This is a genomic window from Rhodobacter sp. 24-YEA-8, from assembly GCF_900105075.1.
Classification (GTDB): Bacteria; Pseudomonadota; Alphaproteobacteria; order Rhodobacterales; family Rhodobacteraceae; genus Pseudogemmobacter.
Map to the genome: position 1 here is coordinate 196,277 of NZ_FNSK01000005.1, position 26,481 is coordinate 222,757.

The 26,481-nt window shown below is 62.6% G+C and carries 25 protein-coding genes and 1 pseudogene; 8 read left to right on the forward strand and 18 right to left on the reverse strand.

The window, feature by feature from the left end; all coding sequences use genetic code 11:
* Positions 1-35: 35 nt before the first annotated feature.
* Complete coding sequence (locus BLW25_RS22460) at positions 36-599, reverse strand: response regulator (RefSeq protein ID WP_092904335.1); 564 nt, start codon at positions 597-599, stop codon at positions 36-38.
* 206 nt (positions 600-805) lie between these two features.
* Positions 806-1,159 (reverse strand): response regulator, encoded by a 354-nt coding sequence (locus BLW25_RS22465; RefSeq protein ID WP_092904337.1) that lies wholly within the window; start codon positions 1,157-1,159, stop codon positions 806-808.
* Between the two features lie 291 nt (positions 1,160-1,450).
* Here BLW25_RS22465 and BLW25_RS22470 point away from each other — a divergent pair.
* Positions 1,451-1,985: pseudogene (locus tag BLW25_RS22470) on the forward strand (SDR family oxidoreductase).
* Here BLW25_RS22470 and BLW25_RS22475 read toward each other — a convergent pair.
* On the reverse strand, positions 1,934-2,869 hold the full coding sequence (locus tag BLW25_RS22475) for an HWE histidine kinase domain-containing protein (protein ID WP_171909720.1): 936 nt from the start codon (positions 2,867-2,869) through the stop codon (positions 1,934-1,936). The pseudogene BLW25_RS22470 and the gene BLW25_RS22475 sit on opposite strands and share 52 nt — an antisense overlap.
* Before the next feature lie 1,150 nt (positions 2,870-4,019).
* Between BLW25_RS22475 and BLW25_RS22480 the strand changes: the two genes are divergently transcribed.
* The 5 genes from BLW25_RS22480 to BLW25_RS22505 all read left to right on the forward strand — a co-directional run bounded on the left by BLW25_RS22480 (position 4,020) and on the right by BLW25_RS22505 (position 7,016).
* Positions 4,020-4,334 carry a hypothetical protein gene (locus BLW25_RS22480; protein ID WP_092904341.1) on the forward strand — a complete coding sequence of 105 codons (315 nt, stop codon included), beginning with the start codon at positions 4,020-4,022 and terminating at the stop codon, positions 4,332-4,334.
* A gap of 491 nt (positions 4,335-4,825) precedes the next feature.
* Positions 4,826-5,416, forward strand: coding sequence for an exopolysaccharide biosynthesis protein (locus BLW25_RS22485; protein WP_092904343.1), 591 nt, complete (start codon positions 4,826-4,828; stop codon positions 5,414-5,416).
* Positions 5,417-6,005: 589 nt separating this feature from the next.
* Positions 6,006-6,527 (forward strand): MgtC/SapB family protein, encoded by a 522-nt coding sequence (locus tag BLW25_RS22495; RefSeq protein ID WP_092904347.1) that lies wholly within the window; start codon positions 6,006-6,008, stop codon positions 6,525-6,527.
* A gap of 16 nt (positions 6,528-6,543) precedes the next feature.
* Positions 6,544-6,735: a DUF3008 family protein gene (locus BLW25_RS22500; RefSeq protein WP_092904349.1), complete on the forward strand. Its 192-nt coding sequence runs from the start codon at positions 6,544-6,546 to the stop codon at positions 6,733-6,735.
* Positions 6,732-7,016: a PRC-barrel domain-containing protein gene (locus BLW25_RS22505; RefSeq protein ID WP_092904351.1), complete on the forward strand. Its 285-nt coding sequence runs from the start codon at positions 6,732-6,734 to the stop codon at positions 7,014-7,016. The genes BLW25_RS22500 and BLW25_RS22505 overlap by 4 nt, the downstream gene beginning before the upstream one ends.
* 22 nt (positions 7,017-7,038) lie before the next feature.
* On the opposite strand, the gene BLW25_RS22510 is transcribed toward BLW25_RS22505, so the two are convergent.
* From BLW25_RS22510 to BLW25_RS22545, 8 genes are all read right to left on the reverse strand, one after another.
* Positions 7,039-7,641, reverse strand: a complete 603-nt coding sequence (locus BLW25_RS22510; protein WP_092904353.1) for a GntR family transcriptional regulator — start codon at positions 7,639-7,641, stop codon at positions 7,039-7,041.
* 60 nt (positions 7,642-7,701) lie between these two features.
* Entirely contained in the window at positions 7,702-8,433 is a 732-nt protein-coding gene (locus tag BLW25_RS22515; protein WP_092904355.1) for a methyltransferase domain-containing protein, read from the reverse strand.
* Entirely contained in the window at positions 8,430-9,023 is a 594-nt protein-coding gene (locus BLW25_RS22520) for a pimeloyl-ACP methyl esterase BioG family protein (protein ID WP_092904357.1), read from the reverse strand. Before BLW25_RS22520 ends, BLW25_RS22515 begins: the two co-directional genes overlap by 4 nt.
* Positions 9,023-10,291: an adenosylmethionine--8-amino-7-oxononanoate transaminase gene (gene bioA / locus BLW25_RS22525; RefSeq protein ID WP_092904359.1), complete on the reverse strand. Its 1,269-nt coding sequence runs from the start codon at positions 10,289-10,291 to the stop codon at positions 9,023-9,025. The genes BLW25_RS22520 and bioA overlap by 1 nt, the downstream gene beginning before the upstream one ends.
* Complete coding sequence (gene bioD / locus BLW25_RS22530; protein ID WP_092904361.1) at positions 10,291-10,908, reverse strand: dethiobiotin synthase; 618 nt, start codon at positions 10,906-10,908, stop codon at positions 10,291-10,293. Before bioD ends, bioA begins: the two co-directional genes overlap by 1 nt.
* Positions 10,905-12,038: an 8-amino-7-oxononanoate synthase gene (locus BLW25_RS22535; protein WP_092904454.1), complete on the reverse strand. Its 1,134-nt coding sequence runs from the start codon at positions 12,036-12,038 to the stop codon at positions 10,905-10,907. Before BLW25_RS22535 ends, bioD begins: the two co-directional genes overlap by 4 nt.
* Entirely contained in the window at positions 12,035-12,982 is a 948-nt protein-coding gene (gene bioB / locus BLW25_RS22540) for a biotin synthase BioB (protein WP_216279492.1), read from the reverse strand. Before bioB ends, BLW25_RS22535 begins: the two co-directional genes overlap by 4 nt.
* Before the next feature lie 247 nt (positions 12,983-13,229).
* Positions 13,230-15,926, reverse strand: coding sequence for a hypothetical protein (locus BLW25_RS22545; RefSeq protein WP_092904363.1), 2,697 nt, complete (start codon positions 15,924-15,926; stop codon positions 13,230-13,232).
* Between the two features lie 219 nt (positions 15,927-16,145).
* Between BLW25_RS22545 and BLW25_RS22555 the strand changes: the two genes are divergently transcribed.
* Positions 16,146-16,502, forward strand: a complete 357-nt coding sequence (locus BLW25_RS22555) for a hypothetical protein (RefSeq protein ID WP_092904367.1) — start codon at positions 16,146-16,148, stop codon at positions 16,500-16,502.
* A gap of 13 nt (positions 16,503-16,515) precedes the next feature.
* Complete coding sequence (locus tag BLW25_RS22560; RefSeq protein WP_253188624.1) at positions 16,516-16,812, forward strand: hypothetical protein; 297 nt, start codon at positions 16,516-16,518, stop codon at positions 16,810-16,812.
* Positions 16,813-16,903: 91 nt separating this feature from the next.
* On the opposite strand, the gene BLW25_RS22565 is transcribed toward BLW25_RS22560, so the two are convergent.
* From BLW25_RS22565 to BLW25_RS22595, 7 genes are all read right to left on the reverse strand, one after another.
* The gene (locus tag BLW25_RS22565; protein ID WP_092904369.1) at positions 16,904-19,192 is read right to left on the reverse strand and encodes a sensor histidine kinase; all 2,289 of its coding nucleotides are present in this window, start codon (positions 19,190-19,192) and stop codon (positions 16,904-16,906) included.
* Positions 19,193-19,519: 327 nt separating this feature from the next.
* Complete coding sequence (locus BLW25_RS22570; RefSeq protein WP_216279493.1) at positions 19,520-20,458, reverse strand: phosphotransferase; 939 nt, start codon at positions 20,456-20,458, stop codon at positions 19,520-19,522.
* The gene (locus tag BLW25_RS22575) at positions 20,455-21,396 is read right to left on the reverse strand and encodes a phosphotransferase (RefSeq protein WP_092904370.1); all 942 of its coding nucleotides are present in this window, start codon (positions 21,394-21,396) and stop codon (positions 20,455-20,457) included. Before BLW25_RS22575 ends, BLW25_RS22570 begins: the two co-directional genes overlap by 4 nt.
* A 9-nt stretch (positions 21,397-21,405) precedes the next feature.
* Positions 21,406-22,692 carry a Zn-dependent hydrolase gene (locus tag BLW25_RS22580; RefSeq protein WP_092904372.1) on the reverse strand — a complete coding sequence of 429 codons (1,287 nt, stop codon included), beginning with the start codon at positions 22,690-22,692 and terminating at the stop codon, positions 21,406-21,408.
* Positions 22,685-24,508, reverse strand: coding sequence for an ABC transporter ATP-binding protein (locus tag BLW25_RS22585; protein WP_249497518.1), 1,824 nt, complete (start codon positions 24,506-24,508; stop codon positions 22,685-22,687). The genes BLW25_RS22580 and BLW25_RS22585 overlap by 8 nt, the downstream gene beginning before the upstream one ends.
* Before the next feature lie 14 nt (positions 24,509-24,522).
* Positions 24,523-25,431, reverse strand: a complete 909-nt coding sequence (locus BLW25_RS22590; protein ID WP_092904376.1) for an ABC transporter permease — start codon at positions 25,429-25,431, stop codon at positions 24,523-24,525.
* Positions 25,431-26,411, reverse strand: a complete 981-nt coding sequence (locus BLW25_RS22595) for an ABC transporter permease (protein ID WP_092904378.1) — start codon at positions 26,409-26,411, stop codon at positions 25,431-25,433. Before BLW25_RS22595 ends, BLW25_RS22590 begins: the two co-directional genes overlap by 1 nt.
* Positions 26,412-26,481: the final 70 nt, after the last annotated feature.

Consider the following 26,481-nt stretch of genomic DNA (forward strand, 5'->3'; position numbering starts at 1 on the left):
AGCGGCAGCTGATCCCGGTTCCTGCCGCACTCCCGTCATTGCAGGAACTCACGGCCTCGCTCTGCCAGAACACGTTCCATCAGCCGTTGCAGCCATTTTTCCAGTGGAGGCAGCGTTGCCAGGCTGTGATGTTCCCGCAAGGCGAGCCTCAAAGTCGCCTCGACCAGCCGGTCTGCGGCCATCGCGTCGGAAAGCATCAGCCGCGCCGAGAGCCTGAGCCTCGGCAGAAGGGCGATCAGCGTCTGCGTATGGATCTGGCTTTGCAAAAGCGCCACAGCCTTGCTGGCTTCATGTGGTTTGGGCAGGCGCGCGATATGGGCGAACCGTCGCGGGATTCTGGCAATTTCATGTGCCGAGTAAAACACGAAGGGAATGGCTGCGCCCATCAAAAGATCGGCCAGCGGATAGACCTTCTGTCCCCGCAAATTGACATCCAGCACCGCAAGATCGGTGTCCCCGACATAATCCGTGGCCTCGATGATTGATGGAAACGGCCCAAGCACCCTGGCCTTTGCCGCCCGGAAATGATCAGCGAGTTCGGAGGCGACATAGTAGTCATCCTCGACGATCATGATTGTGCGGCCAGAAAGGTTTTGCATGTCTTATCGGTCTCGCGGCTGGTTCAGCTGTTCAGATGCAGCGGGCCCGGCACGGATCGGACTATGCCTGCAGTATGACGCAAGATGAAATTGTCGCAACCTTCTCATAATTCATAACATATTATACTTATCAATGTGTTATGATCCATGCGCGGCGAATCTGCGGATATCCGCCTGGCAAAGATCTGCCTGTCCTGCAAGACGGGTCAGAGATCCACTGGTTTTCTAAGACGGGGAATTTCGGCATAGGCCGCCGGCAAAGAGGCTGTGTTATATCCGGTCATGAAAAGGAATGGGATCCCCGCAGCAATGAGGTGATCGGCCAGCGGAAATACCATCTCGCCCCTCAGATTGACGTCGAGCATGGCAAAATCCGGTTTTGCACCAGCGCACACACTGCTCAGTGCTTCGCTCAGCGTCGGAAAGGGGCCGATCACACAGGCCCCGCCCCGTTGCAGAAACTGTGCAAGATCAGTGGCCAGAAGATACTCATCCTCGACGACAAGGACAGATATTCCACTCAATGCAGGCAGAAGTGAGCTCAGATCCGGGTTCCTCATGGGATCATACTCCTTCGCTTTGCGTAAGACAGTAATCGCGTGAAGCCACACTCCAGGTCGCTCGCATGCGGGAACAAACCGCTGTTCTGATTGTTCACGCAGCAATCTCTAAAGCGGAGGATATGACATGCGCAATTCTTCTGACCAGACGGAACCGCCCACCATTATCGCCAACGCGCCGGGACATGACAAAACCGGCGAGGGGACGGACAAGGGAAGCTGCCGAAATACTTCGATTTCCCGGGGCCAACCTCCCCGGAACAGGTTCAGGATCTGCCCGGCAGCTTCCGGATGATGCAGCCCCCGTCGGATCATGGTGAAGAAACCTGGATCGGCGCCGGTCGGCTTGAAGGTTTGGTAGCGGTGATCACTGGCGCCGAAAGCGGTATCGGTCGGGCGGTTGCCATTGCCTATGCGCGCGAAGGGGCAGATGTCGTGCTGGCTGACCAGGGCGGCTGTGCAGCATATGCGGCGTGGCAGTTCCATCATCAACACGGCCTCGATCAATGCCGATATGCCAGATCCGGCCCTGCTGGCCTACGCGACCACCAAAGGGGCTGTTCAGAATTTCACCGGCGGCCTGGCGCAATTGCTGGCGGAAAAGGGGATCCGGGTGAACTGCGTCGCCCCCGGCCCGGTCTGGACCCCGTTGATACCGGCCAGCATGTCCGCCGACAAAGTCTCCGGGTTCGGTGAAAACTACCCGATGAAGCGTCCGGCACAGCCGGTGGAGCTGGCCTCGGCCTATGTGATGCTGGCAGAACCGATGTCGAGCTATATCTCGGGCGCCACCCTGGCCGTGACTGGTGGCAGACCGCTGATCTGATCTGCGGGCTCCAGCCCGATGGCGGAGGATCGCAGCGTGAAAACCACGCCTGCGGGGTCGAATTTCAAAAGCGCCTCGCCCCGGAACTCATGACTGAGCGCGGCTTCGATCAGCTCCCGCCCGAAGCCGCTGGTTGCGGGCTCGATAACGGGGGGGCCACCAACTTCGCGCCAGACCAGCTCGAACTGGCCACGCCGCTGCGTCCATTCGATCAGCACGCGGCCCTTGTCATCCGACCAGGCCCCGTATTTCTGAGCATTGGTCGCCAGTTCTCCCAAAGCAAGGCTCAGCGCGAACACCTGGTCGGCCTCGATCATCACAGGCGGACCGCGCATGACAAGCCGGTTTTCAGGCAGACTGCCGGCAAGGGCATCGGCAATAAGCGTGCGGATGTCGAGCGTGCCATAGGCATCCGCAAGAAGCGCCCGCTGCGCCTGGTCAAGCTGACACAGCCGTCTGACAGCGGCTTCCTTTGCTTCTTCGACCGATCTGGCCTGACGGAAGGTCAGCCGCACGATCGCAATGGCTTTCGCATAGGCATTCTTGATCCTGTGGCGCAATTCCCCGTTCAGGATGCTGCTGCGGCGGGCGGTCATAACCTCGCCAGTCGTCTCGATAACGGTGTTCATGAACCCCGAAATCACGCCGTTCTCATCGGCGACCGGGCTGTAGCAAAAGGTGAACCACCCGGTTTCATTGCCTTCTCCGCGTTCGATCTGCAGCTCATAATTGCGGATGAAGGTCGAATGCCCTTGCAGCGCCCGGTCCGCGATCGGCCCGATCTCGTGCCAGGCTTCGGCCCAGATCTTACTGAACGGCTGGCCAAGGCAGGGTGCCTTACGCCCGAGGATCGGCACAAATGCATCATTGTAGATCGTGATCATTTCAGGTCCCCAGCACAGACATTTGGGGAAGTCGGATCGCAGGATCAGGTCAGATGTGATGCGCAGGGCGACCGGCCAGCCAGCCTGCGACCCGAGCGGCGTTATGCTCCAGTCAAATTCACGAACCTGGGCGTTCATGGCCCGATCAGTTTTGCTGTCCATAGAAGGAAACCCATGCCTGAATTCAGACGTTTAAGGCATCTGGTACCGGGATAGTTGTGGGCTTCCACAAATGAATCAAGACAAATCTGGTGCGGGGTCAGTCCGGATGGCACCGCTGCCGGGCTTTCCTCAGCCTCCGTTCCGCGCCGCAGGCGCTGTGCAACGGATTCCCCTTTGTTCCGGAGCTCCTGCGCGCAACTGACGCGGGGCCGTCCAAGCGAGGAGATTGTCAGTGTTTTCCGCAATGGTCAGCCGGGGCACAGCCCCTCCCCCCGCAGAACTTGCCCCAATCCTTACCCGGCAAGGGGCTCAGGGCTCCGAAGGTCAGGCTCCAGCATCCCGGCGCTTGAGAACATAAGCCGAAAATGCGACGACCACCTCCATGAGGGTCGCCGCAATCCGCTAGCCAGGCTCCCGGTGACGCTCCCGGTGCCTGGGTGATGCAGCGGATCTGCTTTGTGAGACACACTTCGCCTGTTGCACCCGGAGGTCCGACGGCGGCGGGCCTGGCCGGAGCGTCAGGCATTATCCGTCAGGGTTAGGTATCGTCTTTGGATTTCGCGGCCCTGATTTGCCATCGCCCTGCCCCTCAGGCTCCGAGCGCTCATCCTCCATATCCGCGGGATATGTCTCATCATCCAGGACTGAAGGTTTGGCAGCGTCCCGGGGCACTTCGCCTTTGTGTCGTGTTTTGACAGGCATCTTCGATCCTCTCATCAGTGGTCGGTCTTATCTGAACACCTGGCGGCCCCTGTGGTTTCCCGCCGTCTGATTGCCAGGCGGATTCTGTCCTGCGCGCCGCTGTCCTGCGCGGGCTGGCCAGGCGCAAGGCGCGGCCACCCGATAGTGCAGCCCCGCCCGCGCTGCGTTTTTGCCGGCCCGGCGGGCAGCAGGTTGATCAGGTTGCGTTACAGCCAATTTCCTCAGCGCGGGAACATCACCGCCCGGCGCCGGTTTGTCACGGAACCTGCACAGAAAGGAGAGCACCATGTCTGCGCCAAATACCAACCTCGAAAAGCAGCGAAAGCGTCACTGGGCCCCTCTGCTGGGGATCGCCGCAGCCGCCCTGTTTGGCGTCCTGCTGATTGTCTATTGGGTCGGAGAAGAGGTCGTGGAAGCCGATCCGGACGCACCCGCCGGTCTTGATGCCGGAACCGTCAACGAACCCGCGCAGTCCACCATACCTGCCGAGGTGATCGAGCCCGGGGCCCAGCCCGGAGCGTCCGGGGGCACAGCAACGCCGCCCACCACCCGCGAAAGCCCGCCGGTGCCCAACGCGCCGCAGGAGCTGACACCCGGGTAGACGAGGCCCAGATATTTGCCGGAGGCGTTGGTGAGGCCAGTCTTGCAGTCGCGACAAGCGCGGCCCTTAAATTATGCAGTTTCCGGTGGGACTTCCGGAATGGGCTCTGCCGGTCTTCCTGCCTGTCCGGCCCCTGCAGGACGGCGGGAAAACATCGACAGACCGTATTTTCGCAACGCCCTGCGGCCCGCCTTGCAACGGGCCGCTCCAAATTTTCGTCATGTCTTTCCAGAAAAGGGGGCCGCCGGTCAGGCCAGAGCCCGGTTGCGGCAAGACTGGCGGCAGAGACCCTGCGGGACTGGCCCGGTCCGGATGGTGGTCGGGATGGCCAGGGATATGCCCGGTGCGGAACAGCGGGCTTTGCGGTGGGGCGGTCCTGTCGTTTCCTCGCCTGGAACCGGGCGTGGGGCGGTTTGCTCAGAAATAATCCGGAACAGTGCTGCCGCGAACGCGTTTTACGACTCCCTGCATGGCAAAGGACCGGCAAGGATATGGATGACCGCAAGGACGTTCTGAGTGCAGTGCTTGATCAGCTGGACGAGATTGGCGCGACCGGTACGGTCAGCATCGGCGCGGTGGCCGAGGCGATCGGCGCGCGGTCTTTCGCGACGCTGATGCTGATCTTTGCGCTGATTGCAGTTTCTCCGGCCAGTATCGTGCCCGGTGTGACGACGGTGGTCGCGCTGGTCGAGTTTCTGCTTGTGGCGCAGATGATTGCCGGCAGACGTCATATCTGGTTGCCCGATCTGCTTTCCGACCGGGAAATTCCGGGCGAACGCCTGCGGTCCGCCGTTTTATGGCTGCGCAGGCCGATTGCGGTCGTGGACCAGATCCTGCAGCCCAGGCTGAGCTTTCTGACAGAAAAGCCCTGTCTCTATATCTGGCTCTTCCTGATCCTCGCGCTCACTCTCGTCATGCCCTTCATGGAACTGGTGCCGGGCACCGGCACCGTTGCCTCTGGTCTGATTGCCCTCGTGGCTGCGGCTGTTCTGACCCGGGACGGCGCCTTGCTGATACTGGCAGGTCTGTGCCTTGGCGCCCTGGTCTGGATGGTGCGTTTGCTTGGTGAGGCCCTGTTCTGAGTGCGCCGTTCTTTGTCTGACCCACCCTCTGCGGGGAACAATTCCCGCGTCTGGGCGTTACCCCGTGCGGGACCATAGCTGAAGCAAGGCTCCATTCAGATATGTACCGTTAAAAACGTTAAGGCGCCTGCACTTGCAGGCGCCTTTTCTCTGGCCGCTTTCTTTGGCGGCGCCAGGCCGCGAAGACTGGTCCGTGCAGATGCTCTGGCAGGTCTTGCATCTTCTCTTTCGTGCGGGCGGTTTTGCCGTGCCCCCTGCCATTCCCGTCCCGCATCAGGCTCAGCTGATCGGGACTGATCCGCAAGGGCCTCGATCCGGTTGCAATACACCCGCCGATATAACCCCGGAATAGACCAAGATCTATGCCTGAGGGCCGGGAAACAGCCCGCTGCCATGAATGGTCGCCGGCACATTGTGACTGCATCGGCAGTCTGCTGCCGCCCGGCGCGGCAAGAACCGGGGATTTTCGCCGCAACCAGGGGCGTGCGGGAACAAATGAGCGGGGCTCAGGATTGGATGTCGCTGCACAGGAGCGCCCAATGTCACCTTGCAGCTTCCGCAATAATTTCGCCTTGAATGAGGAGAGGTGATGGAGAGCATAGTCAGCCTTGTAAGTAACGAGTTCCGCGACCCTTTCGAAGCTGTCAGCGCCGAAGCAGCTTTGGTGCGCCTGCTGTTCGCCGCGCTGCTGGGCGCAGCAATTGGCCTGGAGCGCGAGCTTCACGCCAGTGCAGCAGGGCTCCGGACCCATATTATTGTCTCGATGGCGGCCTGCCTGTTCACCCTGATCGCAGCCGAGATCATGGCGCAGGAATTCACCGGAGCCACGCGGTTGCAGACTGACCCGTTGCGCCTGATCGAGGCGGTCACCGCCGGAGTGGCTTTCCTCGCCGCAGGCTCGATCATTACCTCGGGCGGCAAGGTCACCGGGCTGACGACCGGCGCAGGTATGTGGATGGCCGGAGCCATCGGCCTCGCCTGTGGCAGTGGCCTCCTGCCGCTTGCCATCATGGCGACGGTGCTCTCGATCCTGGTGCTGTGGGTGCTCGGGCGCGTGTCGCGCCGCATTGCGCGAAGCTGTGAAGCCAGCACCGCGGACGAAAATCACTGACGGGAAGGAGGCAAAGATGCCCGCAAAATCGAAAGCTCAACAAAAGGCGGCCGGGGCTGCCCTGTCGGCAAAACGGGGGGAAACGGCGCGCAAGGATCTGGTTGGCGCGTCAAAGGAAATGTTTGACAGCATGACCGAGGCCGAGCTGGAAGAACTCGCCTCCACCCCGCATGACGGCTTGCCGGACAGGGTGGAGGATGACCCATGATGACCCCTTTGCAGCCCGCTGAAATCACCCGCGCCCTTTTGGTCGGCAAACAGGTTTTCGCCTCACGAAACGAAGCCGTCGGCTCAGTCAGCGATGTTCTCGGCTCCGGCAAGTCCGCGGTAATATTTGTGGAGCTCGGCGGGCTCTTTTGCGCCGGTGGCAAAACCATTGAACTGGCCGCGACCGACATGCGGATTGGCCGGGAGGAAAACGGAGCAATCATGCTCGAGACGCGACTGACACTCCACGACCTGGAGATGTTGCCCGAAATAAAGCTCTGAGCCGTGGGCCAGGCCGGGGCGATCAGTTCAGGCGGTTCAGGTGACGTTCGAGAATGGCTGAGGCAGCTTTGGTGTCATGGCGGCGGATGGCGACCATGATACCATAATGATCATTGTCGACGCGCGGTTTCCACCGTTTGCTGTAATGGACAAGGATATAACGCGCCGCCAGATTTTGCATGCTCTCGACCGCTTCCAACAGCCGGGGCATCTCGCAGGCCTCATAGATCTTCATATGGAAGGCGCGGTTAAGCTCTTCCCAGTCAAAGATATTCTGCGCCTGGTCACAGGCCTGGCGCAGGGCATCGGCCTCGCGCACCTGGCCGGGGGTGAGATTGGGCACGGAATGCAGCAAGGTCAGCGGCTCGAGCGCCAGCCGCATCAGCTTCAGCTCCCTTTGGGCCATCGGATCAAGCGGTGCAACCTGCATGCCCCTGTTGTGCTGTGAAACGACCAGGCCGCGCGCGACAAGTTTCAGCAGCGCCTCACGCACGGGGACATGGCTGGTTCCGAATTCAGCGGCGAGGTAATCCTGTCGAAGCTTTTCACCCGCCATCAGTTCACCGCGGATGATGCGTCTTGCCAGTTCATCCGCGATCAGCTGTGGCGTTGGGACGGCTGGCATGACGTCGATCAACCTTGGTGGACGGAGGGAAAGAGCGTGGCGGGCGCCGTTAAGGGCCATCTATGATCTGCGCGCAATACAATAAGACGGGCGATAGGTCAAAGTGGGCGGCCCTGCCGCGTTGATCTCTCGCATCAGGCCGCGCAGCCGACCGGGCGAAAGCCGCCCTGCGGCAAAGCCGTTCACGCCGCTGGCGCGCAGATGCGCAAAAAGATCTTCGGCGCTTTCGAACTGCAGAGTGATGGTCTCGTCGCGCAAGACAAGACCCTCCATCCCGGCGGGCAGGGCATCACATATGCCGGCAGCGTTCAGATAGGAGGGCGCGCCCCGGGGCAGACCCCAGCCGGAAAATTCGGGGAAATTGTCAGGGCCAAAGCCTGACAGCGCCAACAGGCCTGTGGGGCGCAGGGCCCGCACCGCTTTGGCCAGCAAGCCACGCGGATCGGCGATCCATTGCAGCATCGAGGCGCTGGCGAGCAGATCCAGATCGCGCGGGAAATCACAGGCGGCGGCGTCTCCGGGCAGAGGATATACGCGCCCCTGCCCCGGCCAGGCCAGCTGCGGCAGCGGGGCGACAAGATCGTTCAGCCAGATATCCCCGGAGTTCAGGCGGGCAAGTTGCCGTGTCAGAAGGCCGGTGCCATGGCCAAGCTCCAGCACCCTGCGGGCAGTGCTGATATGGGAGAAGATACCTTCGGCCAGGCCTACGGCAATCCGGGCCTGCGCCAGCGCCGCCCCCTCATAACTGTGATGGTGGCGGGAGAATTCCGCCGCGATCCGCGCCATCATCATCTGATCTCGCTCCAGGCCCGCCAGAGGGGAAAGGGATTATGGCCGCAGTCGAGCCAGGTGATCTCCCGGGCCGGCCAGCCCTCAGCCATCCGGCGTTGTGGAAAGATACGGTCGCGCCGTCCGGCGATGATATGGGTGAATGCGGCGGCGGGCGCTGCGTCGCGCAGGGCAAGATTTTGCAATTCCTGCGCGAGGGCGCCGGGCTCGGTCTGTTCCGGCAGGTCGGCCCCGGCGCGACGGGCGAAGCGCTGCAGGCTCTCTGCGGTCAGCGACGCTGCCGTGGCGTCATAGGTTTGGGGGCCGATGGCCGCGCGCGGATCGGGCGCGCCGCAGATGGCTGTGGCCCGCGCCGGTGCCAGATGGTCCAGATGGCGCGCGGCGACAGCCACGCCCATCGACCAGGCAATCACATGCAACCGGCGATAGGGGCGCAACAGCAGCCCGGGCAGGGTTTCATCGCGGTAATCGTCCAGAACCAGGACATCATCACCGCCATGCAGATGGTGAACAGCGCCTGCGCCGACGGCCCAGCCCCCATAAAACAGGATCAGATCTTCGCTGCCGGATCTTTGCAGCCATTGCGCCCGCATCAGAGCCCCTTTGCGATGGCAAGCATTGCCGCGCTGACCTGCGTCAGCTCGTCCGGGCCGATCGTCAGCGGCGGCATGGCATAGAGCAGCTTGCCGAAGGGCCGCAGCCAGACGCCGGTTTCGGCGCAGAAACGGTGCACCTTGTCCATCGGCAGGGGCGTTTTCATCTCGATCACCCCGATTGCGCCCAGAACGCGCAGCCCGGCCACCGAAGGCAGCCCGGCAGCGGGTGCGAGGTCACGCTGCAACTGCGCGCCGATATCGCGGGCCCGGGCGCTCCAGTCCGCGCTTTGCCACAGACCCATGGCGGCGGCGGCAACGGCGCAGGCCAGCGGATTGGCCATAAAGGTCGGGCCATGCATCAATATGCCCGCCTCACAGGCGAGATCGCGCGTGGCTGTGGTGGCGGCAAGGCTCATCATGCCGCCGGTCAGCGCCTTGCCGAGGCACATGATATCGGGCCTGACCCCCGCCAGATCGGCCGCAAAGGGCGCACCGGTGCGGCTGAACCCGGTCGCGATTTCATCGAAGATCAGCAGAACCGCATGACGGTCACAGATCGCCCGCAGGCCCCTGAGATAGGCGGGATGATAGAAATACATTCCCCCTGCGCCCTGGACGACAGGTTCGATGATGAAGGCCGCAATCTCTGCGTCATGGCGGGACAGCAGCGCCTCAACCTCGCCCAGGCCGTTCAGCGCCGGGTCCTCGGGCCAGTCGGCGCCATAGGACACCGGCGGGCGGGCGGCGAAGTGCTGCGGCGCAATGGCACGGCCGAAATGGCTGTGCATGCCGGTCTCTGGATCGCAAAGGCTCATCGCCTTCCATGTGTCACCATGATAGCCGCCGCGCACGGTCGCCAGGGCAGTGCGCCTGCGATGGCCACGCGCGATCTGGACCTGAATGGCCAGTTTCACCGCCACCTCAACCGCGACTGAGCCACTGTCGGCATAGAAGATCCGGTCGAGCCCCTCCGGCAGTACAGCTGTCAGCCGGCGACTGAGGTCGATGGCCGGCTGATGGGTCAGCCCGCCGAACATGACATGCGGCAGCTGCGCCGCCTGGTCCTGCAGCGCTTTGACCAGCGAGGGCGGCGCATGGCCAAAGGCCGCGCACCACCAGGAGGACATGGCGTCGATCATCCGCCGGCCATCATCGAGCGTCAGCCAGATACCCTCGGCCCGCCTGATCCTGTGCTGCGGCGCCGGATGCGCAATCGAACTGTAGGGATGCCAGATATGGCTGCGGTCAAAGGCCAGATCCTCCATCACAGCGCAGCCTTGATGGTCGCCAGGTCGATAGCCGGAAAGGCCTGTTCCAGCGCGCTGCGGGTGACATTCGTGAGGCGCGGCAGGCGACCAAGGGCTGGCAGGGCGGCGATCCGGCAGATGCTGTGCTGGCTGTCCTGCATTTCCTCGCCGATAAAGACGATGCCCAGCAGCGGCACGCGGCGCGCGCGCAGGGCTTCGATCGTCAGCAGGCTGTGATTGATCGTGCCAAGTGCGGTCCGAGCCACCACGATGACCGGGGCCTGCCATTTCGCCATCTGATCGGCGTAAAGGAAGCTGCCATCCAGGGGCACCAGCGCGCCCCCCGCCCCCTCGACCACCAGCGGGCCGTCGACCGGGGGCAGCGGCATCGCCGTGATCCTGATCCCCTCGCGCGCCGCCGCATGATGCGGCGAAGCCGGAAGCTTCAGCCGATATGTCTCGGGCAGGGTGGGGCGGCCGGTCAGGCGGGCGACGGTCTCGCTGTCGGTCTCTTCGTCAAGCCCGGCCTGGACGGGTTTCCAATAGCTTGCCTGCAAAGCCAGCGTCAGCCCGGCGCTGAACACGGTCTTGCCGATCCCGGTATCTGTGCCGGTAATGATGATGGCAGAACTCATGTCGGATACCCTGTTTTCATCCCCGCGATGGCCGCGAAAAGCGCATCGATATCCGTGACCTGCAGCCCACCGGTGATCGAGATGCGCAGACGCGCAGAGCCTTTCGCGACAGTGGGCGGCCGGATAGCGCGCAGATCGAACCCCGCCTCGCGCAGGTCATGCGCGGCCCTGAGCGCCGCATGATCCTGACCTATGATCAGAGGGAGGATCTGGCTGCGGCCGAGCTTAAGCCCCACGCTACTGGCGGCGCGATGGGCATGAAGGCGCAGGTCTTTGGCATGTCTGATCAGTGCGGGCCGTGTCTGCAACAGCAAAAGCGCCGCACGTACCGCCGCCGCAACCAGCGGCGAAGGGGCGGTGGCATAGATGAAGGGGCGCGCGCGGTTGATCAGTGTCTCGGTCACGATGCGCCCGGCGCAGATCAGCGCGCCACCGGCCCCGAGCGCCTTGCCGCAGGTATGGACCACAATCGATGCAATATCGCCCGGCACATCGGCAAGCCCGCGCCCCATCGGCCCGTAAAGCCCGGTGGCATGGGCTTCATCCAGGACCAGTACGGCATCGTAAGCCCGCGCCAGTGCGATGAAATCGGCCAGTGGCGCGAAATCCCCATCCATCGAACAGAGCGTCTCAAGCGCGATCCAGATCCGCCCGCGACCGCCATTGACGCGCCAGTCGCGGATCTGATCCTCTGCATGCTGCGCGTCGTTATGGCGGAATTCCAGGCTTTGCGCCGGGCCGAGCCGCATCCCCTCATGCACACTGGCATGGATCCTTGCATCATAAAGCACCAGATCATCTGCCATCGGCAGGGCCGAGAAGATCGCCTGATTGGCCTGAAAGCCACCGCCCATGAACAGAGAGGATTCGGTGCCGAAGAAATCGGCGGCTTCGGCCTCCAGCGCCGCAAATTCCGGATCATTGCCGCGCAGCAGCCGCGATCCGCCCGACCCCACCGGCACACCGCGGGCGATGGCCGCCTGCACCGCATCGGCGAGGACGGCGGATGCGCTCAGGCCCAGATAATCATTCGAGGCAAAGTCACGCCCCAGTGCCGGCAACAGCGCGCGGGCGCGCCCTCGCGCTGCGGTGACCGCAAGCCGTTCGGCATGTCGGGGAAAAAGGCTCACGCCGCCGCCCCACAAGTACGCAGTTCTTCGGCGCGCAGGCCGAGCCTTGCGAAAAGCTGCGCGTCTTTGCTGTCGCCGGGATTATCCGCTGTCAGCAGCGTATCGCCGACAAAGATCGAATTGGCACCGGCAAAAAAGCACATCGCCTGCAGCTCATCCGACATCGCGCTGCGTCCCGCCGAAAGCCGGACATAGGATTTCGGCGCCAGAATACGCATGGTGGCAATCGTGCGCACCATCTCGATCGGATCAAGCGGCGCCACATCTGCCAGGGGTGTGTCTGCCATTGGCATCAACATGTTGATCGGGATGGATTTTGGCGGCTCGGGCAGATCGGCCAGGGTCTGGATCATCGAGATCCGGTCCTCAGGGCTCTCTCCCATGCCGATGATCCCGCCGGAACAGACATTGATCCCCGCCATGCGGACGCGTTCCAGCGTCTCCAGCCGGTCGGCAAAGCTGCGGGTGGTGATGATCGAGGGGTAAAAGCTCTCGGAGGTGTCGATATTATGGTTGTAATAATCAAGCCCCGCCGCCCTGAGCTGAACCACCTGGTCATCATCCAGCATCCCCAGCGTCATGCAGGTCTCAAGCCCGAGGGCCTTCACCCCCTCGACCATGGCGATGACCGCCGGCATGTCGCGCGCTTTCGGTGAGCGCCACCCGGCCCCCATGCAATAGCGCGTCGCCCCCGCGTCTTTGGCCTTTTTAGCCTCGGCCAGGACCTTCTGCACCTCCATCATTTTCGAGGCGCTGAGTTTTGATCCGTTGCGCGCCGATTGCGCACAATAGGCGCAGTCTTCCGGGCAGCCGCCGGTTTTGATCGACAGGAGTTTCGCGCATTGGATGCGGTTCGGGTCGAAATTTTCCCGATGCACGCTCTGGGCGCGGAACAGCAGATCCATCAGGGGCAGATTATAGACAGGGCTCGCACGCATTTGCATCGGGGTCCTCCGGCAGGGCTGCGATCAAGCAGACAGGGAACCGGGCGCGCGCTCAATTTGCAAAGTTATCTATTATTCGATCCAGATCTGAATTTAAATTAATATTTAAAATCAAATATCTATATTAAAAATCGCACCTGGAACGAGCGGCAGGGGCATTCCGGTTTGTCTATAATATATTATCTGCATCCCGTGTTTCTGGGGCGCTGCAAACCGCACCATCATCCGATCCGCCGATGCCGCATCCTCACTGTGCCGGCGCCACGCAGAAACTGCGGGTCGAGATCGGGTTGTGCCAGCAGCGCCCCGTCGCTTCGGTCACCGGACCATCGGTTCTGACCTCGTTCAGGCGCCAGATGCCGTCCTGGACATAGGTCACGCTGCGATCCCCGTCCGGCCAGACATAGACGTTCAGCGCGACCTGCTCCCGCAGCTTCTGCATCTCTGCCGAAGCCTGCCAGAAGATAAAGCCATGACAGGGTTTGTCCGAGATCACCTCGCCGCTCACAGCTCTGACCTGACAGGTGAACGGGTCAGAGGGCAGATCGCCCGCACTCCATTCCTCCAAAAGCTGCGTATTGGCGGCGCAGGCCTGCGCAATATTGTCCATGCAGCCCATGTCAAAGGCGCGCGAGGCCTCTGACAGCACCAACGGCGGCGGCGGATCTTCTTCCTCTGCGGAAGATGCGAAGGCGAGCGGCACGGGCAGTGTCTCGCCCCGGCGCACGCTGTCAGTCAGCATCCCGCCATAGATCAGGCAGGCCGCCCCATCGGTGGTGTCGACTCGGTGATGAAAGCAGCCGCGCTGATAAGCGGCCAGGGCAAGCGCAGGATCAGTGGGCGGGACTGCCCCATCGGCAAGCAGATCCCCGGCCAGCCTGCACCCATAGGGCGCGACCGAAGCGTCAGCGCTGTTGCAGGTGAACCGGGCCCATCGCAGGGCGTCGGGCAAACGCGTCTGATCCGCCAGCGCCAGCTTTGCCGCATCATAGCAGGCCGGGCTGTCCTGATCATTTCCGCTGGCCATCAGCGCCTCGCAGGCCATCGACCGGATATAGAGTGCGCCTTCCCCGTCATCGCGCTCTGCCATGGCATCCGCAAGCTGGCTGCAGGTATTGGCGGCCCGCGCCATATCGCGTGCATCCCGGCAGCCCATGCGCAGGGTCACAAGCCAGGCCTCTGGATCGTCGCGGGCGGGAATGGTCACGCCCTGGGTTTCATATCCGACCTTAGCGTAAAGGCCCGCCAGCGGCGCGCAGCCCTTGATATTGCTGCGCGAACAGGCCTCTTTCAGCATCGCTTCGACCGTATCCAGACCGTCCGCGGCCTCCAGCGCCGCATAGACATACAGCGCCTGACTGCAATCCTGCGAGGACCCATCCTCGGGGGACAGGCAGGATAGGGCAAGGGCATCATATCGGGTGCGCAAGGCCGGACGGGCCTCGGAGAGTGTCACGTCCATGGCCCCGCCAAGGCTTTCGCAGATGCTGTCCTTGTTTTCCTGAGCGTCACAGAGCGCAATCGCGCGGGCGGCCGCGGCCTGCCGCTCGGACACCCGCCAGAAATCGGGCAGCTTTGACAGGGTGGCGCAGGCCGCGGGATCGCCGGCTGCGCAGCCTTCAGTCAGGAAGGCACTGGCCCGGGTCACACGCGCCGGACCCCGCGCATCGGGATCGCCATAGGTCAGGAAATCGCGGTAAAGATAGTAGGCTGATTTGCAGCTGCGCTGATTTGGATCGCGGGGGCCCTGGGTGCATATGCCCGCCTCGATGCCCGCCAGCGCGAACCGTTCGTCCGGGGTCAGATCCGCCGCGCCCCGTGCCACTGTCACCGCGCGAAAGCCCTCTTCCAGCCCCTCGCAAATCCAGCCGATCCCTTGCTGGCAGGCGGTCAGATTGGCCGCGAAATTCGATGCCGCCTCGACGAGGGACGGGCTGCGATCTGCCGCCGTGTTCCGCGCCAGCAGGATACAGCCCACGCGGTCCTGCGCATCGCAAAGAAGCTTCGACAGCTCCGCCGTCACGCGATCCTCCGCAGTGACCCCGCCCGGCAGCGCCTGATCCTGCGCAAGCTCTGTCGTATTGTCCTGCCGGTTGATCGCCAGCCGACACCCTTCCAGGTCACTGGCCATACAGCCCAACAGAGCATAGCGTGTGACCACGGCGGGCCCACGGCCCGGCCCTTCCGGCGCATCATAGATCAGGCCGGCAAATGCGGTGCAGGCCGTGCCGAGGCCCAGATCGCAGGCCTGTTTCATCCCCGCAGGATCCCCGGCCAGACGGGCTTCGGCCAGCAAGGCCGCAGCCTCCTGCGCTCCGCCCGGCCCTGCTTCGACAAATCCGGCATCATCCCGGACCAGCGCCGCGCTGAAACCGGCACCGGAGACACAGGAACTGCCCTCTGGCAGCCGATCGGAAAGGCGGATTGTCCTTTCGCTGGCCCCGGTGCTCAGAAGACCCAATACCAGCGCATAGCCTCCCGCCTGCAGCCGATAACCGGACGCAGAGGGGCCAAAGGCAGGCAGGGAGGCCGCGAGATCGTTCAGCTCAGACAGCGTATCGGCATGGCCCGCAACTAGATGGCAGGTGTTCGGCGGAGCGAGATAGATCCGGTCGCGGCTGTCACTTGCAGTCGTCGGCGGGCAGAAATGCGTGACCCCGGCAATCTCCAGATAGCCCACTGCCCGCTCCAGCCCCTTTCCGGTCGCGTAATCCACAGCGAACCATGCGGCACCATCCGGGCCGAAGGTCACGTCGCGTAAAGTGACCGCTTCGCCCGCCGCCAGTTCGCGTGCTGCCGACCCGGCAGGTGCCGCGTAAATCGGTTGGGCAGCGCAGATATGGCGGGTTTCCAGCGGCTGATGGGGCAAAGGTTCCTGCGCCAGGGCCGGAGAGCAGACCCCGGACGCAAGCAAAGCAAGGGCGGGCAAGGTGATCCTGATCATCAAAACTCACAAATGGTGACGTCCCGGGCCACGATCACAGGCCGGCTGCCGATGCTGGGCAGGATGGACCGGAAGGAGGCCGGTTCCAAGCAGGGACGCAATGCATCCGGCGTGATCCTGCCGAGAGACACGGGATGCGCCCGGCCCAAATCCGGGAGTGACTGTTCCGGCAGAACATCTGTGCTACAGGGCGTGGAAACATACCAAATGGACTGCGTCATGCGGAAACTTCTTCTTGTTATCATTGGCCTCGCATTGCTGGGCTTTGGCGGTTATCGGCAATTTGCCGGTGCAGGCGTCAGCGCGGCAGACCAGGCACGCTGCGAAGCGCAGGTCCGCGCGCAAAGCGGTGACGATGCCGAGGCCCTGGCGCTTTTGCTGCCCAAATGCGGCGATGCCGGCATGGTGGCGATGATGGATGCCCAGGCATCGGGCGATGATGCCCAGGCGGCAGCACGCCGGATCTCGCAGGCCAATCAGGGCGACCTGACGGCGCATCTCGTTGACTGGGCGATGATCGGCGCGGGCCTTGTCGCATTGGCGGCTGCTGCGGCCATGAACCGCCGCCGCGCATGATCCGGGTGCCGGGGTGAAGACCTCACGCCGGATTTGGCTGCTGATCCTGATGGTCGTCATCGGGATCTCACCACTCGCTTCGGTTGCCCTGGCCGGGCTGATTGCGGACTGGAACGGCTGCGCCCTGCATGAGGGCTTTGCCCAGCCCTGTATCCTGTTGGGAACCGATATCGGCGGCGTGCTTTACACGATGGCCGTCATGGGCTGGCTGATGCTGATTTCGCTTTTCTTTCTTGGAGGCGGATTGCTCGGGCTGGCATGGGAGGGCGTCTTGCTGATCGCCCGGAGGATTTCGGGGCGCCTGAGATAATCGGCGCAGCGCCTGCTTCGACGCCGGAGTCATCGCCTTCTTGCCTCAACGCCAGCGAGGATGGCGTTCACGAATACGGGACTATTCAGTGTTATTGCCGCTTGCCGAAGCCAGTTAGCGCCGAGACCGGCAGATTGATCTCGATGGTCAGGCCATCCTGAGTGGATGACCGCACCGCGTGACCCCGAAGCTGCCCTTCGACGATCGAATTGAACAGTTTCGAGCCAAAGCCTGTGCCCTTGTCAGTCGAGGCAGGTAAATGCGTCACTTCCACCCAGCGAATGCTGAAGCGATCTTCGATCTGGCAGAGTTCGACACGGAGCAGGCCCTGGCTGTCCTTGAGGGCCCCATATTTGACGGCATTCGTCCCCAGCTCATGGAATATGAGAGCGATCGCGGTCATGGCTGACGGGTCGAGCGGCAGATCATCGCCAGTGATCGTAATGTGATCGTCCCCTTTATCGTAAGGCGCGAGAAGTCGACGCAACAGTTCCGCTATCGTGGCTGCTGTTCCGTCCTGCTTGTGCCTGATAAGGCCATGGGCATCGTGGAGCGCTCTCAGTCGGCCCCGAAGTGATTCCGTCACCGCCTTCACGTCAGAGCCGTCGCGGGCCGTGAGGCTGACCAGGCCATTCACAAGTGCGAACAGGTTGCCGATCCGGTGGTCCAGTTCCCGGGCGATGATCTCACGCTCGGCTTCCAGTTGTTTGACGGCATCGATATCCGTGGAGGTTCCATACCAGCGCGTGATCGCGCCTTCGGCGTTCCGAAGCGGTTTGGCAAGAACCTTAAGCCAGCGATAGCTGCCGTCATGATACCGGAAGCGATAATCGATCGCGTAGGTTTCCCCTGTCATAAGGCAGGCTTTCCAGGTAGCATCGACCCGCGCCTTGTCTTCAGGGTGAACCAGGCTTTTCCAGGTTTCTGCCGTGATCTCTTCCGGGGCGATGCCGGTAAATTCAGTCCACCGGCAATTGAAGTAGTCGTGCCGCCCATCGGCGTCCGTGCTCCAGACGATCTGAGGGATGGACTCGCTCACGATATTGAAACGTTTGTTGCTTTGCTCAAGTGTCTCGACGGCGTCTGTTAACTCGGTGATATCGATCAGGATGCCGCTCAGATGGGACGCCGCGCCTTGCCCGTCACGCGCCACTTTGCCAAAGGCTGCAACCCATCGGTTTTCACCTGTGGGCGTCGCAATCCTGTAGCGGCAGTGATAGTCAGAGCCGGTCGCGATCGCGCCACCGAGAGCATCGAGGACCCGCTCTCGGTCATCCGGGTGAAGGATCTGCGAAAGTCTCTCAAGGGGAATGCCGGTCCCGGCCTGCGCCTCAATTCCGAAACGTTCCAGGAACGTGCCTTCCACGCTGAGATCCCGCCGCGCCAGGTTCAGGTCCCATGTGGCGATGATCCCTCCGGCCTCGAGGGCAATGTCGACGCGTTGTCGGGCAAGCAAGAGCTTGCTGATCAGGTCATCGCGATTGCGCATCACGATAGACAATGTGATCGGCGCCAATGCGACCATGAAGGCCGCCAATCGCATGGAAACAATCGCATGCTCGTCATAGACGCCTTCGGCACCGTGAAGATAGGTCGCGCATATGACGGTCAGCAACCAGCAGCTGAACAGGAAAGCGAGGGCGGAAGCAGTGAAGACGGAATAAGCCAGGCCGCACCATAAAAGCGCCGGCAGAGCAAGTGCGAAGGCGCCTGGCCCTCCCACAACCATCGCCAGGGCGCAGGATGCTGCCAGAGCCAGGACAGGAACAGCTGCAAGCGCGCCCGGTACCAGGTTTAACGACCTGATATTTGCGCCCAGGCTACGAGGCGCCGGCGCGGAGAGTATGACCGGCAACAAGGCGATATAGTTGACGAGTTCCGTCGTGAACCAGAATGTCCCCGCATTGGCAGCACCGAGCCTCAGCACGACAGGGTCGGCAATGGCGCCGACAAGTCCCGCAGCTGCGGCAGCCGACACCGAGACCAGGACAATATACAGTGCGGATGCCGGCTCCCGCATCAGCAGCGCATTCCTGGGAAGATAGCGGCAGACAAGGCAGGCGGTACCGACGCCGCACAGATTTGCGGTATTGAGCAGTAAGGCCTGTGCAAGGCTGGTGCCCGCGATCAGGTCTGCAGCCATATAGGCCATCGCCGCCAACAGCCACACAGAGGGACGGCGCGTATCGGGCAGGCGAATGAGCAATCCAAGCATGACCGCATTTGCGGGCCATATCATCGCAAGATACCCGACCGGTCTTGTCAGAATGCCCAATGTACATGCGGCAAACACCGCGAGACCGATGACGAGCGCATTCGGTGGAAGAGCCGGGACGAGTTTGAACCATCTCGACGATGCACTGCGTTCTACGGAGGCCATCAGAGTCTCTCGCCGACAGGTCAATGCGACAAGGTAGCTTATCACCCCTGCATAGTCACCTGTGTTCTTCGCCGGAGCCAAAGAGGCATTTTTGCGAAGGTCGGCTGTTGGGCGGATTTACTCCTTTCCCCGTTGTACTCCAGACCACGCGGTGGATCCCGGCAGTGCCGAGCGCATTAAGGCGGTTCATCTGGAGCAAGTGAGGCAATGCGTTCCCCCAAACGCCTTGAGGCAGCTCAGCCTGACCCCGATCCCACTTCGGGCGTGATTTCAGGACCAGCGCTTCCAGGCTCATCACCTTAACTGCCGACCGATTTGCGCAGACGATTACAGCCTGCGCAACTGTTCTTTCCAGGCCGGATCGCTGGTGATCTGCTGAAAGCGCATCAGCTTCCACACCCCATATTTATAGAAATCGAAATCCAGCGCCGAGACTTTCAGCTGCACCATCGACCAGGCTGCCCATTTCACATCGGCCAGCGCCTTATGAACGGTGACCCGCGCCACGATCTCGGGTGTTACCCGGCCGAAATACTCTTCGATCAGCTCGGCCTCGACCTCGGGCGTATAGAACATCTCGCCGAACCAGATGCCCAGATCATAGCAACGATCATTCATCGAGGCATATTCATAATCGATCAGCATGATCGAGCCATCCGCGCCGATCATGAAATTTCCCGGCATCGGATCGTTGAACGAGGGCACAAGATCAAGGCCCGAGGCCTGCATCGCATCGCGCGCCATCTTTGTGTTCAGCGCGATCCATTCGGCATGGCGTGGCACCGGCGCGCCGAGTTCCGCCATCTGCACATGATGCTCGTCGATCATGTCGAAGACCGTCTTGGTCAGCCCGAGCGCGGGCAGTGCATGCATCTGGCGATAGGCCGCAATCGCCGCCGCGCGATTGGCGGGATTGCCGAAATCGGCATGGGTCGAGGGGCGCCGGTCGGGGATGAAATCATTGATCTCCACTCCCTGATGCGCCAGATCCTCGTAGATCTTCGGACCAAGCCCGGCGGCTGCGGCCTTGCGCGAGGCATCCATCGCCGCAACACGGTCGATGAACATCTCGGTGCCGTTGCCGGGGATTTTCACGAACCAGTCACGGCTGGTACAGGCCGATTGCACCCGCCAGTTCGAATTCGAAATCCCGCCCGAGACCGGTGCATAGCGGGCGCCTTCCCCGAACAGCGCCCTCGCATCCAGCATTGCCGCTTCGATATCGCGCTCGGCCTGGCTCTCTGCGCTCCCCACTGCTTTCATCATGCCCGACCCTCCGCGACCCGGATTTTTTCCTCGAAACCGGGGTGATGCAGCCCAAGCCGCGCCCGCATCAGGCGCCATTCGCCGAATTTCAGCCATTCCAGCGATTTGCGCACCGAGACCTGCCCGAAGATCCGGCAGAAGATGGCCTGGATCATGTCATCGACCACCGACCAGAGCCGCGCCCGGGCAAAGCCCGCCTCATCGCCGCCATACCCGCGGAATGTCGCCTGCATATCCCGCTCGAACTCGTGCATCTCAGCCAGGACCGCGCCCAGATCATACATCGGGTCATTGAGGCCCGCCCGGTCGAAATCGACCAGCAGCGCGGCCTGATCCGGCCCGATCATGAGGTTGGAGACCGTGCTTTCATTGCGGCACAGCGCCAGCGGCGCTGCCTCCAGCACCGGGCGGGCGGCATTCAGAAGCGACATGATCCAGCCAAGATCCGCAGGGAGGGAAACGCCCGACCGGCCTGCCTCAGCAATCAGCGCCTCAAGCCGTGCGAAAGGCTCGAACCGCGCAACATTGGCGGGGGCCTCATGCAGCCGCCGCAGCGCCTGCATGGTGTTCTTGCGAAAATCCGCGTCAAGGCAGTCGGACAGTCGCGCCTCGCGCCAGCCAGGACCGGCCGCCGCGAAGAGGATCGCCCCTGCCTCCGGATCGGACCAGAGAACCCGGGGCGCGACCCCGGCCTCGCCGGCCGTCTTGGCCGCCGCGAAACCGGTCGGCAGGTCAAGGAAATCCCGGATCTCGGGATGGATGATCTTCAGAAACCGGCTTTCGCCATCAGGCAGATCGAGGAAAACCGCCGCGCTTTCCAGCCCCCGACAGGAGGGCGAAGCCAGCGCCGCCGGGCCAGGCCGCGCCTGCGCGCCGTCCAGCCCCGGCGCGGCGGCAATCACCCGCCCGACATCGGCATCCGTGACAATCTGACTCATGCGTCCCCCTCAGGAATTGATCGTGACGGCGAGGTCGAGGTCACCACGGGCGGCGTCGATCCGGCGGATCATCCCGACAAGAACATCGCCGCCCTTCGCCAGATCCTCCGGGCTGGTATATTCGTTGTAACGGTGAATCACGCCATCGACCGAGGGCACCACGAAGACAATCGACGGAATCCGGCGCTGGATCGTCACGGCATCATGGCCACCGACCGTATCAAGTTCGATGCGCCCGTAGCCGTTTTCGTCGGCGCCCATTTCGACCAGCTTCACCAGCCGTTTGTCGAAACGCCCGGCGATGCGGCGGTCAATCGAGACGATCTCGCCGGCCACGCCCGCCTTTGCCATCAGCCCGGGCAGCGCCGCTTTCAGCCCTGCTTCCGACCAGTCGAGCATCGCCTGTTCCGGCGACCGCAATTCGCAGAACATGATCACTTTTTCAGGAATGATATTGGCGGAGTTCGGGGAAATATCGAGCCGCGCGCAGGAACTGTACAGCGTGTCCGGTGCGGTATCGGCGAGATGCTTCAGTTCAGCCATGATATAGGCCGCACCGAGCAGCGCATCCTTGCGGTCGGCCATTTTGGTCGGGCCGGTATGTGCCTGCTCGCCGGTCACCTCGATCTTCACCTTCAGCGCGCCCCAGTGGCGGGCGAAGGGGGCGATATGTTTGCCGGCCTTTTCCAGCTCGGCATCGCCTTCGATATGAACTTCGAGATAGGCGACCGGCTCGGGCGCGGTATCGGTGCCCGCATAGCCCACGCGTTTGAGTTCATCGCCCACCGATTTGCCATCGCGGTCCTGGCGGGCCAGCGCGAAGTCGAGGGTATATTCGCCCGAGAAGACCGACGATCCGAGCAGGCTCGGGGTAAAGCGCGCGCCTTCCTCATTCATCCAGTCGGCGACGCAGAAATTGCATTGCGGCTTTGTACCGGTCTCTGTGCACCAGGCACGGTAGCTTTCGATTGCCGCCAGTGCTGCCATCACGCCGTAGGCGCCATCGAACCGCCCGCCGAGCGGCTGGCTGTCGATATGTGAGCCGATCATCACCAGGGGCGCGTCTTCGCCGGCGAGGTCGATCTGGCCGAAGAGATTGCCGATGGCATCGACCTTTACCGTATAGCCGCGCGCGGCCATCTCGGATTTGAACCAGTTGCGGGCTGCCGCATGAGCATCGGTCAGCGCCGGGCGGTCGACGCCCCCCATCGGCGTTGCTCCGAATTCCGAGATCTTGTCCATCAGCCGGTTCAGAAGACCTGCGTCGATTTTGCTTGGGACTGTGGTGTCAGGCATAGGTCTTCTCCGAAGCGGCTGAAGCCGGGGTCTGGTCATTCAGGAAACAGGCCGCCAATGCCCGCCCGCCGCGATCCGTCAGGCCGGGATTTTCCTGGCGGCAACGGTCAAAGGCATGCGGACAGCGGCTGGCAAAGGCACAGCCGGGCGGCAGGTCGATGGGAGACGGGGGCTCGCCTTCAAGGAGGCAATCCTCGGGGCGATAGCGCCTTGTCTCCAGCGTCGGCGCGGCAGACAGCAGCGCGCGGCTATAGGGGTGGCCGGGGTCAAAGAACAGCCGCTCATTCGGCGCTACCTCGACCACTTCGCCCAGATACATCACCGCGATCCGCGAACAGACGCGGCGCACCATCGTCAGGTCATGCGAGATGAAGATATAGGTGAACCCGTGCTGGGCCTGGAGGCGTTCGAACAGATCCAGCAACTTGCCCTGTTCGGTCTGATCAAGCGCCGAAAGCGTCTCGTCCATGATCAGAAGCTTCGGCTCCAGGATCATAGCGCGGGCCACGTTCAGACGCTGGCGCTGGCCTGCCGAGAGCCCGCCGGTCAGGTGGTTGTAGTAGCTGTCGGGCAGCCCGACCTCGTTCATCACCGCCCGCGCGCGGTCGCGGCGTTCAGTGGCCGATCCGATGCCGTGGATTTTCAGCGGCTCTTCCAGGATCTTGCCGATCGGCCATTGCGGCGGCAGCGATCCGTAGGGGTCCTGCAGCACCAGCTGGAATTTCTTGCGCATTCCCCGCAGCGTGGCGGCGCTGGCCGCGCCCACATCCTCGCCGTCAAAGATGATCTGGCCATGATCCGGGCGTTCCAGCCCGGTCAGAAGCCGCATCAGCGAGGATTTGCCGCAACCGGATTCACCCACGACCCCGAAGTTGTCGCCCTGAAAGACATCGAAAGACACGTTCCGGACGGCCTGAACCACAGAAAGCCCGGCCTCGCCGCGACGGCGGATCTTATAGGCTTTCGCGACATCGCGGATCGAAAGGACCGGCACCGGAGCATCGCGTTCTTCCCCCGGCGCGCGGGTGCTTTCATCCCAGAGCTTCGGCAGTTCCTGGATCAGTTTGGCGGTATAGGCGCTTTTCGGGTCTTCGATCAGCGCGCGGGGCGGCTGCATCTCGGCTACTTTGCCGGCATTGAGCACCATAACCCGGTCAGAGGCATCGCAGGCCACCGGCAGCGACGAGCAGATGAACAGCACGGCCGTCGAGAATTGCGCATTCAGGTCGCGCATCAGTTTCAGGATCTGCGCCGCCACCGTCACGTCAAGCGGCTGGGTGATATTGTCGGCGATCAGCAAAGCCGGGTCCGAGATCAGCGCATCGACGATCATCGCGCGCTGCATCATGCCGCCGGAATACTGGAACGGATATTCTTCGAACCGCTTATGGGCAGATGGAATCCGCACCGCATTCAGCAGCTGGATCGCCTTTTTCTTTGCCTCTGTCGCCGAAATATCGGGCCTGACCGCGCGGAGTTTCTCCACCAGCTGCGCGCCAACGGTCATCGTCGGGTCCAGGGCACCGGCGGGGTTGCCGCCGACATAGGCAATCTCGCGTCCCGCCAGCCTGCGCGCAAGACCGGGGTTCTTCACCAGATCATCGCCGCGAAAGCGGATCTCGCCGCCGGTGATCCGCAGGGGATCCGACAGCCAGCTGGCAATCGCGCGGGCCAGCACGGTTTTGCCCGACCCGCTTTCGCCGATGACCGACAGGATCTCGCGCGGGTGGATCTCAAAGGAAATAGCCGAAAGGATCTCGCGCTCTCCGGCGGCAACGGTCAGGTTCGAGACCTGAAGGACCGGAGCAGATTTCATCGCCTCTTCCATCTTCATGCCCCCCCGTAGATCTTGTTGCGGGCACGCTCCAGTGCGGCGCCCATCAGGTTGATACTGGTCAGCGTGATCACAAGGAAAACGCCGGGCATGGTGGCGATCCACCAGGCGTTCATGATGTATTTACGCCCGTCGGAGATGATATTGCCAAAGGTAGGCGTCGGTGGCTGTACCCCAAGGCCGATAAAGCCCAGCACCGATTCAAAGATCATCATCCGCGCGATATCCAGCACCGCAACAAATGCCATCGGCGGCAAGAGAAGCGGCAGGATGAGAAGAAACATGATCCGAAGGTTTGTCGCGCCCAGCACCATGGCGCCGCGCACATATTCCTTTTTCGCTTCCGCCATCACGGTCGAGCGCATCACCCGTGCATAGACCGGCCAGCCCGCCAGCCCGAGGACAAGGATGATCGAGGGAATGGTTGGTCGCGAGACGCCCAGAATGGTGATTGCCAGAATGATCATCGGGATCGCCAGCTGCGCATCTGTGAGCCGCATCAGCACCATATCCACGCGGCCACCATAATAGCCGGCAAAGAGCCCGATCAACGCGCCGACGATCAGCATCAGAACCGTTGTTGCGACGCCGATCAGCAGCGAATAGCGCAGCCCGGTCAGCGAGCGTGACAGCATGTCGCGCCCCAGCTGATCGGTGCCGAGCGGGTGTTTCCATGTCCAGCCTTCCCCAAGGAACAAGGGCGGGATCAGTTTCTCGCGCACCGAGAGCTTCGTCGGGTCCAGCCCGCTGAGTTCGGGGTAAAGCGCGGCGGCCAGCACCAGAAGGACGAAGACCATCAGCCCGATGCGGAACTCGATCGAGGCGAAGGCCTCGCGCCAGATCCGCGAGGATACGGTCTGAGCGGCGGCGACGCGGGCGGCGGGGTCAAGTGTTGTGACGCTCATCAGTAATCCAGCCTCGGGTCGATGGCGGTCGCAGCAAGGTCGACCACGATATTGATCAGGACGAAGGCGGCAGCGGTGATGATCGCGATGCCCTGGATCAGCGGGAAGTCACGCTGCATCACCGCGTTGATCGTCAGAAGGCCAAGGCCGGGGTAATCAAAGATGAACTCGATCACCAGAACGCCACCCAAGAGCATCGAAAACTGCACGCCGAGCAGATTCAAAAGCGGCACCGCAGCGTTTTTCAGCGCGTGGCGGAACACGATCTGGTTGCGCGACAGCCCCCGGACCCGGGCGATGTCGATGAAGTTCTGTGCCATCACCCCCGCGACCGAGACCGTCAGCGTGCGGATCAGGAAGGGCGCGATCTCGATGGCCAGCACGAAGGCCGGCAGGATCGTATAGGCGAAGTTGTGATAGCCGATAGAGGGCACCAGCTGCCATTTCACGGAGACCACCAGCGCCAGCACGATGCCGAGCCAGAAATTCGGCAGGCTGACGAAAAGCGATGAAAGGTAAAGCGCCATCCGGTCAGGCCATCTGCCCGGGTAAAGCCCGCCTGCCACGCCAATCGGCAGCGCGATGATCAGCGCGAAAACCATCGCAAGCAGTGCAAGCTGGATCGTCATCGGCGCGGTCTGGGCGATCAGGTCCAGCACCCTTGCCCGTTCTCCCCGGGTCGAGTCGTCAAAACTCGCCCCCCCCACCGCCGCACCCGAGGCGGGACGGACAAAGCTCTGTCCGAAATCGCCCTGGAACACCCCGGTGATATAGCGCGTGAATTGCACCGGGATCGGGTCGCGCAGACCCATCTCGGTCGCGATCTCCTCAATCAGCGCCTCGGGGGCCATGCCGCCCGCCATGAGGCGCACCGGATCGCCGGGCACCACGCGCAAAAGCGTGAAGATCAGCGCCGATACGAGAAAGACAATCACGACGCCTTGCAAAAGGCGGCGCACAAGGAACCTAAGGATGAACATTCAAACCCCGGACGTTCTGGCAGAAAGTGTTGCTGGATGGGCTGGCAGAGAGCGCGGGCGCCCTCTGCCA

Excerpts from the sequence above, each read along its gene's own strand:
- BLW25_RS22475 (WP_171909720.1), bottom strand. The coding sequence starts at position 2,869 with ATGATCACGATCTACAATGATGCATTTGTGCCGATCCTCGGGCGTAAG.
- BLW25_RS22460 (WP_092904335.1), bottom strand. The coding sequence starts at position 599 with ATGCAAAACCTTTCTGGCCGCACAATCATGATCGTCGAGGATGACTAC.
- BLW25_RS22480 (WP_092904341.1), top strand. The coding sequence starts at position 4,020 with ATGTCTGCGCCAAATACCAACCTCGAAAAGCAGCGAAAGCGTCACTGG.
- BLW25_RS22580 (WP_092904372.1), bottom strand. The coding sequence starts at position 22,692 with ATGCCTGACACCACAGTCCCAAGCAAAATCGACGCAGGTCTTCTGAAC.
- BLW25_RS22510 (WP_092904353.1), bottom strand. The coding sequence starts at position 7,641 with ATGCCAGCCGTCCCAACGCCACAGCTGATCGCGGATGAACTGGCAAGA.
- BLW25_RS22485 (WP_092904343.1), top strand. The coding sequence starts at position 4,826 with ATGGATGACCGCAAGGACGTTCTGAGTGCAGTGCTTGATCAGCTGGAC.
- BLW25_RS22515 (WP_092904355.1), bottom strand. The coding sequence starts at position 8,433 with ATGATGATGGCGCGGATCGCGGCGGAATTCTCCCGCCACCATCACAGT.
- BLW25_RS22500 (WP_092904349.1), top strand. The coding sequence starts at position 6,544 with ATGCCCGCAAAATCGAAAGCTCAACAAAAGGCGGCCGGGGCTGCCCTG.
- BLW25_RS22590 (WP_092904376.1), bottom strand. The coding sequence starts at position 25,431 with ATGAGCGTCACAACACTTGACCCCGCCGCCCGCGTCGCCGCCGCTCAG.
- bioB (WP_216279492.1), bottom strand. The coding sequence starts at position 12,982 with ATGCAAATGCGTGCGAGCCCTGTCTATAATCTGCCCCTGATGGATCTG.
- BLW25_RS22545 (WP_092904363.1), bottom strand. The coding sequence starts at position 15,926 with ATGATCAGGATCACCTTGCCCGCCCTTGCTTTGCTTGCGTCCGGGGTC.
- BLW25_RS22555 (WP_092904367.1), top strand. The coding sequence starts at position 16,146 with ATGCGGAAACTTCTTCTTGTTATCATTGGCCTCGCATTGCTGGGCTTT.
- bioA (WP_092904359.1), bottom strand. The coding sequence starts at position 10,291 with ATGGAGGATCTGGCCTTTGACCGCAGCCATATCTGGCATCCCTACAGT.
- BLW25_RS22505 (WP_092904351.1), top strand. The coding sequence starts at position 6,732 with ATGATGACCCCTTTGCAGCCCGCTGAAATCACCCGCGCCCTTTTGGTC.
- BLW25_RS22520 (WP_092904357.1), bottom strand. The coding sequence starts at position 9,023 with ATGCGGGCGCAATGGCTGCAAAGATCCGGCAGCGAAGATCTGATCCTG.
- BLW25_RS22565 (WP_092904369.1), bottom strand. The coding sequence starts at position 19,192 with ATGGCCTCCGTAGAACGCAGTGCATCGTCGAGATGGTTCAAACTCGTC.
- BLW25_RS22465 (WP_092904337.1), bottom strand. The coding sequence starts at position 1,159 with ATGAGGAACCCGGATCTGAGCTCACTTCTGCCTGCATTGAGTGGAATA.
- BLW25_RS22575 (WP_092904370.1), bottom strand. The coding sequence starts at position 21,396 with ATGAGTCAGATTGTCACGGATGCCGATGTCGGGCGGGTGATTGCCGCC.
- BLW25_RS22570 (WP_216279493.1), bottom strand. The coding sequence starts at position 20,458 with ATGATGAAAGCAGTGGGGAGCGCAGAGAGCCAGGCCGAGCGCGATATC.
- BLW25_RS22595 (WP_092904378.1), bottom strand. The coding sequence starts at position 26,411 with ATGTTCATCCTTAGGTTCCTTGTGCGCCGCCTTTTGCAAGGCGTCGTG.
- BLW25_RS22495 (WP_092904347.1), top strand. The coding sequence starts at position 6,006 with ATGGAGAGCATAGTCAGCCTTGTAAGTAACGAGTTCCGCGACCCTTTC.
- BLW25_RS22585 (WP_249497518.1), bottom strand. The coding sequence starts at position 24,508 with ATGAAATCTGCTCCGGTCCTTCAGGTCTCGAACCTGACCGTTGCCGCC.
- bioD (WP_092904361.1), bottom strand. The coding sequence starts at position 10,908 with ATGAGTTCTGCCATCATCATTACCGGCACAGATACCGGGATCGGCAAG.